The organism is Salimicrobium jeotgali, assembly GCF_001685435.2.
In the GTDB taxonomy this organism is placed as follows: domain Bacteria; phylum Bacillota; class Bacilli; order Bacillales; family Halobacillaceae; genus Salimicrobium; species Salimicrobium album.
Genome location: NZ_CP011361.2, coordinates 2,179,927 through 2,193,492 on the forward strand (window position 1 = coordinate 2,179,927; position 13,566 = coordinate 2,193,492).

The 13,566-nt window shown below is 47.7% G+C and carries 14 protein-coding genes; 5 read left to right on the plus strand and 9 right to left on the minus strand.

The features are described from left to right. Window positions 1-137 precede the first annotated feature (137 nt). Window positions 138-992, plus strand: a complete 855-nt coding sequence (locus AAV35_RS10895; protein WP_008588166.1) for an MBL fold metallo-hydrolase — start codon at window positions 138-140, stop codon at window positions 990-992. 63 nt (window positions 993-1,055) lie between these two features. Here the strand turns inward: AAV35_RS10895 and AAV35_RS10900 are convergent, their stop codons facing one another. The 4 genes from AAV35_RS10900 to mhqE form a co-directional block, all read right to left on the minus strand. Then, on the minus strand, window positions 1,056-2,276 hold the full coding sequence (locus tag AAV35_RS10900; protein WP_008588163.1) for a CaiB/BaiF CoA transferase family protein: 1,221 nt from the start codon (window positions 2,274-2,276) through the stop codon (window positions 1,056-1,058). A 405-nt stretch (window positions 2,277-2,681) separates the two neighbouring features. Then, a complete protein-coding gene (locus AAV35_RS10905) occupies window positions 2,682-3,035 on the minus strand; it encodes a low temperature requirement protein A (protein ID WP_008588161.1) in 354 nt (117 codons plus the stop codon). Between the two features lie 9 nt (window positions 3,036-3,044). Further along, on the minus strand, window positions 3,045-3,638 hold the full coding sequence (locus AAV35_RS10910) for an alpha/beta hydrolase (protein WP_008588159.1): 594 nt from the start codon (window positions 3,636-3,638) through the stop codon (window positions 3,045-3,047). 50 nt (window positions 3,639-3,688) lie between these two features. Beyond that, window positions 3,689-4,642, minus strand: coding sequence for a ring-cleaving dioxygenase MhqE (mhqE, locus tag AAV35_RS10915; protein ID WP_008588157.1), 954 nt, complete (start codon window positions 4,640-4,642; stop codon window positions 3,689-3,691). A gap of 219 nt (window positions 4,643-4,861) precedes the next feature. Between mhqE and AAV35_RS10920 the strand changes: the two genes are divergently transcribed. Beyond that, window positions 4,862-5,479, plus strand: coding sequence for a YdhK family protein (locus tag AAV35_RS10920; protein WP_008588155.1), 618 nt, complete (start codon window positions 4,862-4,864; stop codon window positions 5,477-5,479). Between the two features lie 74 nt (window positions 5,480-5,553). Here the strand turns inward: AAV35_RS10920 and AAV35_RS10925 are convergent, their stop codons facing one another. Further along, window positions 5,554-6,294: an SDR family NAD(P)-dependent oxidoreductase gene (locus AAV35_RS10925; RefSeq protein ID WP_008588153.1), complete on the minus strand. Its 741-nt coding sequence runs from the start codon at window positions 6,292-6,294 to the stop codon at window positions 5,554-5,556. Between the two features lie 245 nt (window positions 6,295-6,539). On the opposite strand from AAV35_RS10925, the gene coxB reads away from it, so the two are divergent. From coxB to AAV35_RS10940, 3 genes are read left to right on the plus strand one after another with little or no spacing between them, the layout of a single operon-like run. Beyond that, complete coding sequence (coxB, locus tag AAV35_RS10930; RefSeq protein ID WP_052034728.1) at window positions 6,540-7,223, plus strand: cytochrome c oxidase subunit II; 684 nt, start codon at window positions 6,540-6,542, stop codon at window positions 7,221-7,223. A gap of 20 nt (window positions 7,224-7,243) precedes the next feature. Beyond that, window positions 7,244-9,169 carry a cytochrome c oxidase subunit I gene (locus tag AAV35_RS10935; protein ID WP_008588150.1) on the plus strand — a complete coding sequence of 642 codons (1,926 nt, stop codon included), beginning with the start codon at window positions 7,244-7,246 and terminating at the stop codon, window positions 9,167-9,169. Then, window positions 9,159-9,734, plus strand: coding sequence for a cytochrome c oxidase subunit 3 (locus tag AAV35_RS10940; protein WP_008588148.1), 576 nt, complete (start codon window positions 9,159-9,161; stop codon window positions 9,732-9,734). Before AAV35_RS10935 ends, AAV35_RS10940 begins: the two co-directional genes overlap by 11 nt. A 90-nt stretch (window positions 9,735-9,824) precedes the next feature. Here AAV35_RS10940 and AAV35_RS10945 read toward each other — a convergent pair whose 3' ends face one another. From AAV35_RS10945 to AAV35_RS10960, 4 genes are read right to left on the minus strand one after another with little or no spacing between them, the layout of a single operon-like run. Next, window positions 9,825-11,018 carry a M20 family metallopeptidase gene (locus tag AAV35_RS10945; protein WP_008588146.1) on the minus strand — a complete coding sequence of 398 codons (1,194 nt, stop codon included), beginning with the start codon at window positions 11,016-11,018 and terminating at the stop codon, window positions 9,825-9,827. A 12-nt stretch (window positions 11,019-11,030) separates the two neighbouring features. Continuing rightward, window positions 11,031-11,864: a MetQ/NlpA family ABC transporter substrate-binding protein gene (locus AAV35_RS10950; protein WP_008588144.1), complete on the minus strand. Its 834-nt coding sequence runs from the start codon at window positions 11,862-11,864 to the stop codon at window positions 11,031-11,033. 18 nt (window positions 11,865-11,882) lie between these two features. Then, entirely contained in the window at window positions 11,883-12,545 is a 663-nt protein-coding gene (locus AAV35_RS10955) for a methionine ABC transporter permease (RefSeq protein ID WP_008588142.1), read from the minus strand. Beyond that, complete coding sequence (locus AAV35_RS10960) at window positions 12,535-13,563, minus strand: methionine ABC transporter ATP-binding protein (RefSeq protein ID WP_008588141.1); 1,029 nt, start codon at window positions 13,561-13,563, stop codon at window positions 12,535-12,537. Before AAV35_RS10960 ends, AAV35_RS10955 begins: the two co-directional genes overlap by 11 nt. Between the last annotated feature and the right edge of the window lie 3 nt (window positions 13,564-13,566).

A 13,566-nucleotide genomic window follows, 5' to 3' on the forward strand; every position in this document is an offset into this window, starting at 1 on the left:
AAAGCCTTTCCGGTGCTATCCCTAGCTTAAGCCTTACGCTTGAGAAGATAACCGTTTCCGCTTATGTTTCAGCAGAAAAAGCTGCGGGTAGAAATCCACATATAACCGGAAGAAGCAGTGAAGGAGGCAATGAGAAGATGAAGGATGATATTCAATACGGAAAAGACTATAAAAATATCCCGGCAACGTCGAAAGAAAGCGGGAAATTTGAGAAGCTTGCGGATAATCTTTGGTACCACACTGTTCAAATCGTAAACTTATGCTACGTTGCAAATAAATCAAATGACGACTGGGTACTGGTTGATGCCGGTACGCCAAATTCGTCCGGGGAAATTATCAGTAAAGCGGAAGAAACTTTCGGTAAAGACCATCCCCCTAAGGCTATCGTACTGACTCACGGACACTTTGATCATGTGGGCTCCATCGTGGAACTTGTCGAGCATTGGAATGTTCCTGTATACGCTCACGAACGGGAACTCCCTTTCCTGCGTGGAGAAAAAGCTTATATGAAGCCGGATCCATCCGTCCAGGGAGGAGCTGTAGCTAAATTGTCCGGTCTTTTCCCCAAAGACCCTGTAAATCTCGGAGATATGGTCTATCCTCTTCCGGATGACGGCAGCGTGCCATTCCTAGAAGAGTGGAAGTGGATCCACACTCCCGGTCATACTCCCGGCCACGTTTCCCTGTGGAGAGAAAAAGATCAGACACTGATTGCCGGGGACGCGTTCACTACAGTGAAACAGGAGAACCTGATGGATGTAACCTTACAGAAGAAGGACATCAGCGGTCCTCCCCGTTATTTTACTCCTGACTGGAAAGCTTCCCATACCTCCGTCCGGAAGTTAAGGGACCTGAACCCTGTACGCGCTATTACGGGACACGGGCTCCCGATGGAAAATAACGAACTCAGTAAAAACCTCAGTTATTTGACCGATAACTTCGAAGAAATTGCCGTACCCGATTATGGCCGGCACGTGGAGAATGAAGAATAATAAGCTCTTACGAAAACAACCCGCGATTTAAAGTCACGGGTTGTTTTTTATATCGACCCAACTTCATTTTTTCACGCCGATCTTTTTAAGTATTTCATCCGTATGTTCCCCGAGTTTTGGTGCACGGGAGTGGATGATCCCAGGAGTGCCCGATAATTTTACAGGAATCCCTATTTGCCTTATAGAACCGAGCGTGTCGTGCTCGAACGTCCGGATCATCTCTCTCGCAGTTATCTGTGGATCTTTTATCATTTCTTCAAAGGTAAGCAGCGGCGTGACGCAGGCTTCCACTTCACGGAAGACTTCCATCCATTCCGAAGAAGTTTTCGTCAATACGATACCGCTGATCTGCGACTTCATCTTCTCCTGTACTTCCGGAGGAGAATTGATGTGTGAAATCAAATCTTCACGGCCGATGGCTTCGCAGAAGTTTTTCCAGAACTTCGGTTCCAGCGCTCCCACCGAGAGCCATTTTCCGTCTTTCGCTTGATACACTTCATAACAGGCCAGCCCGCCGTTCAGCATCTGTTCTCCGCGCTTCGGTTCCTCTTCTTCCTTAAAAAAAGCAGGGAGCAGCAGCTGCATCCACGATACGACTCCGTCAAGCATGGAAATATCGACGAACTGCCCTGTTCCGGATTTTTCGCGCTCCAGCAGAGCAAGCAGAATACCGACAGCAGCGGGCAATGCCCCTCCGCCGATATCGGCAATCTGGGCCGAAGGGATAATCGGCTTCCCTTCTTTCTCTCCTGTCAGATTCAACAGCCCGGCATAGCTTATGTAATTCACATCATGGCCGGGCTGATTACGGTAAGGGCCGGTCTGCCCATACCCGGTGATTGCGCAATAGATCAGGCGGTCATTCACTTTCTTCAGCTGTTCATAGTCAAGGCCGAGCCTCTCCATTACTCCCGGACGGTAAGACTCCACAACAACGTCTGCCCGTTTCACTAGTTCCAGGAAGTATTCTTTCCCTTCTTCCGTTTTCAAATCCAGACAAATACTCTTTTTGTTCCGATTCAGTGAATGAAAAAAAGCGCTGTCCTGATCAAGATTCGGCTCATATCCTCTGGCATAATCCCCATTATATGGATCCTCCACCTTGATTACTTCCGCTCCGAAATCTGCAAGCATCAGGGTGCAGTACGGTCCGGGCAGTAAGCGTGTCAAATCAAGCACTCTCATCGATTCAAGCGGCAACGACATCTTTGTTTCCCCTTTCGTCAGCCGGACTGTATTCGAGGTGACGGCTGAAATTGTCGTACGAAGAAAAATTTTTCCCATGATCCTGTTCTCACTAACGAAGTACCAGCAGTTTACAGGCGGCGAGCGTTAACCATCGTATAAAAATGGCAGGAACTATGATAGCGCCTACATTAATATTATCACACAAAAACTGATTCCTCGGGCAAGGAACAAAAGGAAGATAGACGCCCACTGCTCCTTCTTATATCTGCCGGAGTGGTGCAAAATTTTATCTGACGTAAGTAACGGCATAGAAAAGACGTTTTGTCCGTCCTCCGGGAGACGGGCAAAACGCCCTTTTTGCACCTCATATAACTCGTAAAGCAGCGAGCAATCAGGTCGTAACTTTGGCATAGATAGCGAAGAATATCGCCAGCTGCACAAAAACTAAGATATTTGGTATGATGAACAATTTATCGATAAGAAGGAAACCTCCCAGAAGGCTCAAGAAAATACATAGGAGACATCTTCCAAAAACGTCAGACGGATGGGTGCAGCGATCAAACCTAGCAAAAGATAAATGAACAGATGACCGTAAATGATTATCTGCCCGGCCGTTTCTTTCCTCTTATCAACTTTTTTCTCCATACTATCGAAATACTGCCACCACATAGAAATGATGATAGCGAAGGAAACGGGAGAGAATCCGATAGAGCTCCAGTCTCCTTCTTCCGGATGCATCACCGCGAGCAAGCTGACAATCGACTCCCCTAACAAAATAATCGTGAACAGTCCAAATCGTTCCAGCAGATGCGGTGTGTTCGTCGGAACTTTCACGAGATACTTCCGTCCGATCATTCGATCCTCTTACTTATTAAGCCATTCTTTCGCTTTGCGCGCTACATCTTCTGTAAGCGTATGTCCCTGGACCCAGGCCGTGGTAACGTCAGCTCCTCTTTCCTCAAAAAGGTTGATGACTCTTTCACTTTCGGATTCAGGAACGATCGGGTCCCCTTTACCAAGAGACAGGAAGACTTCCACGTCGCTGAAATCCTGTTTCTCTTCCACGTCTGCAGGATAAAGGGGTGCAAAAAGCGCAGCTTTTTTGAAAGCGTCCGGGTGCCTGAGCATCATCTGAATAGCAATGTTGGATCCGTTCGAAAAGCCGACAGGTATCGCATCTTCCAGTTTAAAACCGTACTCCTCAGCCTTCTCTGTAATGAATTCGTACAGTTCATTACCGCGGAATTCGAGATCCTCCCAGTCATACTTCCCTTCTCCGTGCCGTTTAAAGTACCTGTTCATACCGTTTTCCTGAACGTTCCCCCGGATGCCTAAAATATTGTAATCAGGGTTCAGTAACTGGGCTACAGGAACGAGATCGTTTTCTGTACCACCTGTACCGTGCAGCAGTATAAATACCGGGGCGCCTTTTTTGTTTTCCTTATAAATGTGTTCCATTTGTAAACAACTCCCTTTTAAAAGAAATATTTATATTTCCGTTTGCCTGTTCAGGAACGTTTCGTGTTGAAAGGGCGGATTTTCGCCTCAATCTGTTCGCGCTGTGACTCCAGGAATGGTGGAAGGGACAGACTTTCTCCCAGCGTTTCGTAAGGTTCGTCACCCATAAATCCGGGACCGTCCGTGGAAAGTTCCACAAGAATGTCTCCGATGCGTGTATAAAGGGCTTCGAAATAAAAACGGTTCACATTTCCGGAGTGCCCCATGCCGAGTTCATTATACTTCTCTTCCCACTGTTTCAAAGTATCGTGGTCTTTCACTCTGAAGGAGACGTGGTGGACTTCGCCGTACCCCTGACGTGCAGGTGATGTTTCATCTTTCCGCAGGATAACCTGACCGCCGTTACCGCCTTCGCCCACTTCCAGAAGCGTTACGTCCTCTTCCTCGCGGATCGGCTTCATTTTGTATACGTCACCGAGCAATTTTTTGAAATCATCGAAATAGCTTACAGTGATTTCAATCGGACCAAGACCGTATACGGCTTTTTCTTCCGGAACCGGACCGTTCTTCCATGGCGTGCCTGGCGCTACGCCATTATCGTTTTCATCGGAAAACAACTGGAATCTCTGACCGTCAGCTTCTTCGAATGGAAGAACTTTTTTTTCGAATAATTCCTGGATGCCGTCATTTTTTACACCGAACTCTTCAAACCGATCCTGATAATACTTAAGTGCCGCATCGTCAGGTACGCGCAAACCGATTCTCGAGATCGAGTTCGTGCCGCGTCTTCCTTTCGGAATGTTCGGAAAGTCGAAAAACGTGACGTCTGTACCCGGAGAGCCTACGTCATCTGCAAAAAACGTATGGTACGTCTGAATGTCGTCCTGGTTCACCGTTTTTTTAACCAGTCTCATACCAAGTACTTCTGTAAAAAATTTATAGTTCCTTGCTGCATCGTCCGTAATCGCTGTTACGTGGTGAATTCCTAATAAACCGTCTGTCATGTGTTACAACTCCTTTAATTGATAGTTTTCATCTGCATATTCAAATGTCTGAGATTTTTTATCTCGATTTCAAGATAATTATATCCTAAAATAAGTGACCTTATATGTCAACATTTATACATTTGATACTGTCGCCATTCTGTCACCGGAGGTGCACGAAAAATGCACATAGAAAAGGTACCATATACGTGACATTAATGATTCAGGAGGGATTAATAAATGAAAAAGAACATTATTTTCGGTGTAATGGCTCTCTTTTTGGCCGCATTACTCGCTGCATGCGGGAATTCCGCAGAAGAAACAGAAAGTTCGGGTGACAAAAAAGAACAGGAAGAACAAAAAGAAGACACTAAAGAACAGAAAGAAGACACTGAGGGAGGAATGGGACACTCAGCGGAAGAGATGTCCAGTGACGGCTCCGTACCGGCTGGTCTGAAAAAAGCGGAAGACCCTGAATTTGCAGTCGGTGACAAAGCTGAAATCAAAGCCGAACATATGAAAGGGATGAAGGGTGCGGAAAGTACAATTTCCGGCGCTTTTAACACAACGGTCTATACTGTTTCCTATACACCTACGAACGGGGGAGACCCGGTAAAGAACCATAAATGGGTGATCCATGAGGAATTTGAAAATCCGGGAGAAGCTCCGATGAAAGAAGGCGAAGAAGCGGTAATGACTGCTACTCATATGAAAGGTATGGAAGGAGCTACAGCCACTATCGACTCTGCGAAGGAAACCACCGTATATATGGTCGATTTCACGACAACCGATACGGAAGAACAAGTGGAGAACCACAAGTGGGTAACGGAAGAAGAGCTGGCTCCTGTGGAGCAATAAGATTCTAACGTTAAAAAGGGAGCCGACTGAAACAGCGGCTCCCTTTTTTTGCACTCTAATTATTCTTATATCTGTCACCGGCCGACGGTCCAGCCGCCGTCGACTTTCAATTCCGCACCCTGCATATAGTCTGACTCATCCGATGCAAGAAAGACAGCCGCTGCAGCAATTTCCTCCGGTTTCCCGGCTCTTCCGGCAGGAATATCTTTCAGCCTCTCATCATCGATGCCTTTCGTCATAGGTGTATCAATGAATCCTGGAGCAATCAGATTCGCTTTGATGCCTTTGCTGCCGAAGTCGTACGCCAGCTGTTTTGTAAATCCATGTACGGCGTGTTTACTCGTAACATAAGTGTTGCCGCCCGCTCCGGCAACGAACGTGGATTGAGAACCGATGTTTATAATCGTGCCCTTACCGTTTTCCAAGAATATCGGCACCGCGGCGTTAGCTGCCAAGTACGGCCCCTTCACATTCACATTCATCAATTTATCGAACGTATCCTCATCCGTTTCCACTACATTTTTATAAGCGTCGTGCACTCCGGCGCCGTTGTAAAGTACGTCCACCGTACCAAACTGTTCCACGGTTTTGTTTATCCCGTTCTGCACAGACTCGCGATCTGTAACGTCCATCTGTACAAAAACGGCTTCTCCCTTCGCCTTTCTGATCTCTTTGACGATTGCTTCCCCTTTCTCTTCTTCCAGACCGACGACTGCCACGCGGGCGCCTTCTTCTGCAAACTTTTTCGAAGTCGCCTCTCCGAGACCGGAAGTACCGCCGATGATTATTGCTGTTTTATTATCTAATCTTCCCACTTCAGAACTCCTCCTTATTTCTACTGGTTTCTTTTAACAATAAAGTATTACTGCTTCTCTCAAGAATTCTTCCCTTTATAGACCAGGTACTAAAACTTCTATTTTTTCGGAAACAGACTTTCAAGTTTACCCCTACAGAAAAATTAAGCAGAAAATCCTTCTCTTTATTTGTTTTAACTCCCGCACCAAAGGCTACAGTTTATAATAAGGTTTCTAAAATCTCAGAAGAAAAGGTTGAGATGCATATGAAAAAGTTGCTTCCTGCACTGATTATGTTATTTCTCACAGGCTGTAACGTCCGGACGCTTAATCCTGTAAGTGAGACAGGAGCTGACCAGGCTTTCCTGATTAAACTAAGTTTTGGAATTATGATGTTTGTCGTTGCGGTTGTATGTGTCCTTTTCATCATTTTTACAGTGAAATACCGCGAGAATGATTTAAACAGAAAAGATATTCCAAAACATGAAGAGGGCAGTCGTGTATTGGAAATTCTCTGGACGACCATACCCTTCGTTCTGCTTGCCATTCTGGCTGTCCCTACCGTAATGTATACGTTCCAGGCTTCAAATACGGAAGCTGGCTCCGAAGACACACTGCATGTAGACGTAATAGCCGAGCAGTGGAACTGGACGTTTGCGTATGAAAATGGAAAAGAAACACATAAGGAACTTGTTCTGCCGGTCGATCGTGAAATAGTTCTCCATCTGAAGTCCACCGATGTTATCCATTCCTTTTGGGTGCCGCGCCTGATCGGCAAAAGGGATACGATTCCGGGGGAGGAAAACGAGCTCAAGGTGACCCCGGATCAGACAGGCACGTACCAGGGAAAATGTGCGGAATTCTGCGGTCTGGGCCATACCGATATGAGGTTTGATACCGAAGTCATACCGGCAGAGGAATTCGAAGAATGGTTGAGTGAAGAAAAATAGACAGTTAAAGAGGTGAGACTATGGAATTCTCGTTTAACGGAAAATCTGTATTCGTACCCACAGACGTCATCGCCGGGTGGCTAAGCGTACTTATAATCACACCTATTGTTCTATATATCATCATTAAAAACCGGTACTGGTCGACGATTTTGGATTATACCACGACGACCAATCACAGAAAAATCGGTACCCTGTACATTCTTTTTTCCATGCTTTTCTTTTTAAGAGCGGGTGTGGACGCTTTATTTATGAGGACCCAGCTTATCACCCCGGAAAACGAATTCTGGGTCTTTCAAGGTGAAAAATATAATGAACTGTTCACAACTCACGGAACCATGATGATATTTTTCGTGGCCACCCCTATTTTAATCGGGTTAATGAACGTAGCGGTTCCGCTCCAGATCGGTGCCAACGATCTCGCTTTCCCCTACTTGAACCTGGTGGGATTCTACCTGTTTTTAACGGGAGGAACCATTTTCTTCCTCGCCTTCTTTTTCAATGCTGCGCCGAACATGGGGTGGACCGCTTACGCTCCGCTTTCGACCGATTCTTATACGCCCGGGCCCAACAACAATTTCTACATATTCGGGCTCCAGGTTTCCGGGCTTGGCACGATATTTGCAGCGATCAACATGATGGCTACCATTATTCGCCTGCGGGCACCGGGGCTTACGTTGTCGAGGATGCCGCTTTTCCCCTGGGCTACGCTGATTACTTCTTTCTTAATTTTGATCGCTTTTCCTGTGCTGGCGATTGCTTTACTGCTGCTTCAGTTCGACCGGCTTTACGACGCGACTTTCTTCCTCGGGGAACTCGGCCATCCGGTCTACTGGCAGCACCTGTTCTGGATATTCGGGCACCCGGAAGTTTATATTATCGCTCTTCCGGCTTTCGGAATCTTTTCGGACATCATCTCCAACTTTTCAAGAAAAAATGTGTTCGGCTATACGTCCATGGTCTTTTCCCTGACGTTAATCGGTCTGCTCGCCCTGATGGTGTGGGTGCACCATATGTTCACCGTGGGGCTCGGGGCATTTTCGAACACCTTCTTCGCAATCACTTCCATGCTTATCGCCGTGCCGACAGGAATTAAAGTGTTCAACTGGCTCTTCACGATGAGACGCGGCGTCATAAGTATGAAAGCTCCTATGATGTTCGCTTTGGGCTTCATTCCCACCTTTGTCATGGGCGGGGTGACGGGGGTCATGCTCAGTTCGGCAGCTGCGGATATGCAGTTCCATGATTCCTACTTCGTAGTCGCCCATCTGCACTACGTTATCATCGGCTCCACCATACTGGCAGCATTCGCCGCTATTTACTACTGGTATCCGATCATGACCGGGAAAATACTGGACGACACACTCGGGAAGTGGCATTTCTGGCTGTTTCTTATCGGCTTCCACCTCACTTTCTTCCTGCAGCACTTAGCCGGCCTCGACGGTATGCCGAGACGTGTCTATGAATACACCCAGGAAGACGGAGTGTGGTCCTACAATTTCATCAGCAGTATCGGAGCCTATCTTATGGCTGTATCTATGCTGTTTTTCCTTTGGAATATCATTAAGACCCATCGCAGCGGCGCCAAAGCCGGAGACGACCCGTGGGACGGGAGGACCCTGGAGTGGAGCGTCCCTTCCCCTCCTCCGGAACACCCGTTTGAAAGAATGCCGGTCATCGACCGCAGAGACATGTTCTGGTGGTCGAAAATCAATAACAAGCCGTTACCGGTGGCAAAAAACCCCCGTCCTTCTCCCATTGCGAGAAGAACGTTCCAGCCGATGTTTCTTGCCGGGAGCTTATTCATCTTAAGTTTCGGCTTCATTTACGGATGGGTGTGGGTGCAAACCCTCGGCGGCATCCTGTCGTTAAGCACTTTCGTCATCAGAGCGTTTTCCGATGAACGCACGGAGGCATATAAGAGAGAGGAGGAGGAAAATGAGCAGTAAGCTAATGTCCGAAGAGTTATTTGCCGACAAAAAAACGGGTTTCTTCATATATCTCTTTGTGGAAGCGATTATGTTCACGACACTGTTCGCCACTTACCTCATTTACACTCCACCACAGACAGGGCCGTACCCGGGTGAACTGTTCGAATGGCAGACGACACTGTTCGCTTCTCTCTTCCTGATATCGAGCAGTGGCACTCTGCTCCTCTCGGAAAAAGGACTGAAGGAGAGGAAGATGAAGCTGATAGTGGCAGGTGTGGTCATCACGTTTCTGCTCGGAGCCGGCTTCATGTACTTCGAGATAGAAGAATTCCGCAAATTCATTGCCGAAGGACACGTCGTCTCAACGAACAACTTCCTGTCTGCATACTATGTATTAGTCGGTCTTCACGCCGTCCATGTAACGTTCGGGCTGGGCTGGATGATCGTGCTGCTTGTTCAGGGCAGACTTCTGCCTTTCAACCTGTTTAAGGAGAAACATAAAATATTCAATTACTACTGGCATTTCGTAGACGCCCTCTGGATAATCATTCTGCTCGTTGTTTATATTCCCTACCTCTTCTGATCCTTAAAATGAGTACAGAAAAGCAACTAAAAAATCTTCGCCGGCTTACTATTCCCAGTAAACGGCGAAGATTTTCTTTCCTCTAAATATTCACGCCTCCCTGCCAAGGTATTCATTCTTCACTTTCTGTAACAAATTCGCTGAGCATAACAACTCGACTCCTGTCAGAGCCAACGCTTTCGCTCCTTTCAATAAGGCTGCGTCACCGTCTCCCGAGCGGGCTGCTTCCCTGAATTCCTTCGTATGAGGAACGAGGTCCTCTTCACCGATTTTGATGTAAGGATGGATAGTCGGTACCACCTGGCTGATGTTCCCGGCGTCCGTTGAGCCGAGTCCTTTCTTCAGCGGCCGATAATCTTCCCCGAGCCCTTTGATCTTTTCTTTGAAAATCTCCTCAAATGCGGGCGTCACGTTGAAGTTATCCACCCCGTTCTGAATTTTCGTCATAGTATAGGAAGAACCTGTTGTCGCAGCAGCTCCTTCAGCGACCTTTTTTACTCTGGCAGTGAGCCGGTCACAGTCCTCTCTCGTCTTCGCCCTTAAGTAAAACCGGGCCCGTGCGTATTCCGGTACTATGTTCGGGGCTTCTCCCCCATCCAGAATCACTCCGTGCATCCGTACGTCTTCAGATACGTGCTGCCTGAGAGCATTAATGCCGTTGAATAACTGAAGCACAGCGTCCAGAGCATTGATCCCATCTTCCGGGTTACTGGCAGCATGGGCAGCTGCCCCGAAAAATTCAAAATCCACCGGATCCACCGCCAGCGTCGGGGCGGAACCTGATGTAGTTCCGAGCGGATGGACCATCATACAGACGTCTATGTCCCGGAGGTACCCATGTCTTACAAACGTACCCTTAGCGCTTCCGTTCGGCCCTCCTTCCTCTGCCGGAGTTCCAAGAACTACCACTTCCCCACCTGTTTCCTCTATCACTTCTCCGAGAGCAATCGCTGCCGCTGTTGATGCCGTACCGATGATATTGTGCCCGCACGCATGCCCAAGGCCGGGAAGGGCATCGTATTCCGCTAAATATCCGATAACAGGGCCCGGCCGGCTCGATTTCTTACGTGCCAAAAAGGCGGTTTCGTGGTCCGGAATTTGCCTGTCAATAGTGAACCCGGCTTCTTCAAGGAGAGAAGTAAGCAACCCTGAAGCGAAAAATTCTTCATTTCCTATTTCCGGATTGTCATGAATCGCATGACTCGTCGTAATATAAGTTTCTTTCCTGTTTTCAATAAAACTGGCGATGTGTTCCTGTAAGTCGTGTGCTGTCGTCAAAGTCATAATTACTCTCCTTTACCATCCTATTTTTTCGAGAGGGACGAACGTCGGTATCAATGAATCATCGAACACTTCACGAATGTGTTCTGCCACATCTTCCTGCTGGTATATATCGACAATTTTCTGATACACTTCTTTATCCGCTTCCTCGGCCTGCGCTGCGATAATGTTTATATAAGGTTCAGCTGTCTCATCTTCTATGAAAATAGCGTCGTCCACCGGAACAAACCCTGCCTCTACGGCTACCCCGTTGTTGATAACAGACGCTGCTACATCAGTCAGTACACGCGGCGTCTGGGCAGCTGCGACCGGTTCAAATTGCAGATTCTTAGGATTGTCCGTTATTTTATCCAGCGAACCGTTCCCGTCAAAATCTTCCGGCAGACCGATCAGTTCTGCTTTCTCCAACAGAAGAAGGGCACGCCCCATATTTGTAGCTTCTTTCGGTAAGGCAATAGAACTCCCTTCCGGAATATTTTTTACATCTTCATATTCTTCCGAGTACACACCCATCGGCGCAATGATTGTAGTAGCGATAGGTTCGAGATCGAGGTTCCGTTCTTCAATAAAAGAGTCGAAGTAGGAAACGGTCTGAAAGGCATTCAAATCGATATCCCCGTCCGCCAGAGCCATGTTGGGACGAACGTAATCCGAAAACTCCACGAGCTCTATTTCAATTCCTTCTTCGGCTGCTTTTTCCTTCACTTTCTCCCAGATAGGTACGCCGGATCCATTCAGACCTACTTTAACGACTTCGTCACTTCCCGAAGCCCCACTTTCCTTACTGCATCCTGCGAATAATGTCCCGGCCGCTATTACCAGACCAAGTAGTACAATTAATTTTCTCATTTTAATAAATCCTCCCGCCTATTGTCTTCTCATTTTTTTGGATAACACGTTTCCCAATGTCTGCACGATTTGTACAAGCAGTACGAGCAGCAGAACCGTAACGATCATAATATCCGTTTCGAACCGCTGATATCCGTAGGCTATCGCCAGGTCTCCAAGACCTCCTCCTCCGACGAAGCCGGCCATGGCAGATGCCCCAACTAAGCCGATCGTCGCTATCGTCAGGTTCAGCACGATCGCACTCAAGGCTTCCGGTACATATACTCGTAATATAATCTGCCAAGGAGAGGCTCCCATCGCTTCTGCCGCCTCCACGACGCCGGGTTTCACTTCCATAAGACTGCTTTCCACCAGCCTTGCTATATAAGGTCCTGAAAATAGTACGAGCGGTACGACAGCCGCTGCAGTTCCAATAGACGTGCCGACCAGAAACCTTGTAAGAGGGAGGATCGCTACAAGAAGAATAATGAACGGGATGGATCGGAAGAAGTTGATCACTACGCTCAACCCTTTGAAAAATGCGCTATTTTGGAGAAGCCCGCCCTGTCTCGTAACGACAAGTGCGATTCCAAGCGGGATACCGATGAGTGCCGCTACCACCAGTGACACCCCTACCATAATCAATGTTTCGTTGATGGCCTGCAAAATCTTTGGCCAGAATTCCAGTAAATTAACCTGCATCAGCTTCCACCTCCTGGACGCTTACTGTCCGCTGTATATAATCCAGTGCTCTGACAATCTCCCTGTCTTCCCCAAGCAGTTCCACTACCAGCTGGCCAAACGGGATCCCCTGCAGTTCCGTAATTTGTCCGAAAAGAACGTTCACTTCGACCTGATAGTTTTTGGCTACCTGCGAAAAGATGGGCTGAGCAGCCTTCTCCCGGACGAATGTGACCCGGTATACGTGACGTCCTCCCCCGCGTTCTTCAATACCCGAGAGGATGGAAGGCGGGATATCGCTCTCCATCACCGACTGGATAAAGTTTTTCGTCGTCGGGTGCTGAGGATTCGAGAACAGTTCGAAAATGGACCCCTGTTCAATGACCTGGCCGTTTTCCATGACAGCGACACGGTCGCACACTTCCCGGACTGCGTTCATTTCGTGAGTAATCATCAATATCGTAAGATTATACTCGTCGCGTACTCTTTTCAGTAACTGAAGGATCGACTTCGTCGTCTCCGGATCAAGTGCCGAAGTCGCTTCGTCACATAATAAAATGTCCGGTGATGTAACAAGCGCCCGGGCAATACCTACCCGCTGTTTCTGACCACCCGAGAGTTCTTCCGGATACTGATGTGCTTTATCCGAAAGTCCTACGAAATCAAGGACCTCTTCCACTCTGGCTTTTATTTTTTTCTTGGGAGTGCCGGAAATGATCAGCGGGAAGGCGACATTATGTAAAACCGTTTTAGACTCCAGTAAGTTAAAGTGCTGGAAGATCATCCCGATACGCTTGCGCATTTTCCTGAGTCCGGGCTTGGACAACCGGGACAAATCATCCTCCTCCACTAATATATTGCCCCCGGAAGGCTGCTCCAGCAGATTCACCAACCGGACAAGCGTACTTTTCCCGGCTCCACTGAACCCGATCACTCCGAAAATTTCACCTTTCTCGATAGATATGTCTACGCCATCCACCGCCCGCAACTCTTTTCCGTTGTGCTCATACACTTTCGAAACGTTCTCGAACTGAATCATGCT

Coding starts and splice junctions, on each gene's coding strand:
- AAV35_RS10895 (WP_008588166.1), top strand. CDS start 138: ATGAAGGATGATATTCAATACGGAAAAGACTATAAAAATATCCCGGCA.
- AAV35_RS10900 (WP_008588163.1), bottom strand. CDS start 2,276: ATGGGAAAAATTTTTCTTCGTACGACAATTTCAGCCGTCACCTCGAAT.
- AAV35_RS10905 (WP_008588161.1), bottom strand. CDS start 3,035: ATGATCGGACGGAAGTATCTCGTGAAAGTTCCGACGAACACACCGCAT.
- AAV35_RS10910 (WP_008588159.1), bottom strand. CDS start 3,638: ATGGAACACATTTATAAGGAAAACAAAAAAGGCGCCCCGGTATTTATA.
- mhqE (WP_008588157.1), bottom strand. CDS start 4,642: ATGACAGACGGTTTATTAGGAATTCACCACGTAACAGCGATTACGGAC.
- AAV35_RS10920 (WP_008588155.1), top strand. CDS start 4,862: ATGAAAAAGAACATTATTTTCGGTGTAATGGCTCTCTTTTTGGCCGCA.
- coxB (WP_052034728.1), top strand. CDS start 6,540: ATGAAAAAGTTGCTTCCTGCACTGATTATGTTATTTCTCACAGGCTGT.
- AAV35_RS10935 (WP_008588150.1), top strand. CDS start 7,244: ATGGAATTCTCGTTTAACGGAAAATCTGTATTCGTACCCACAGACGTC.
- AAV35_RS10940 (WP_008588148.1), top strand. CDS start 9,159: ATGAGCAGTAAGCTAATGTCCGAAGAGTTATTTGCCGACAAAAAAACG.
- AAV35_RS10945 (WP_008588146.1), bottom strand. CDS start 11,018: ATGACTTTGACGACAGCACACGACTTACAGGAACACATCGCCAGTTTT.
- AAV35_RS10950 (WP_008588144.1), bottom strand. CDS start 11,864: ATGAGAAAATTAATTGTACTACTTGGTCTGGTAATAGCGGCCGGGACA.
- AAV35_RS10955 (WP_008588142.1), bottom strand. CDS start 12,545: ATGCAGGTTAATTTACTGGAATTCTGGCCAAAGATTTTGCAGGCCATC.
- AAV35_RS10960 (WP_008588141.1), bottom strand. CDS start 13,563: ATGATTCAGTTCGAGAACGTTTCGAAAGTGTATGAGCACAACGGAAAA.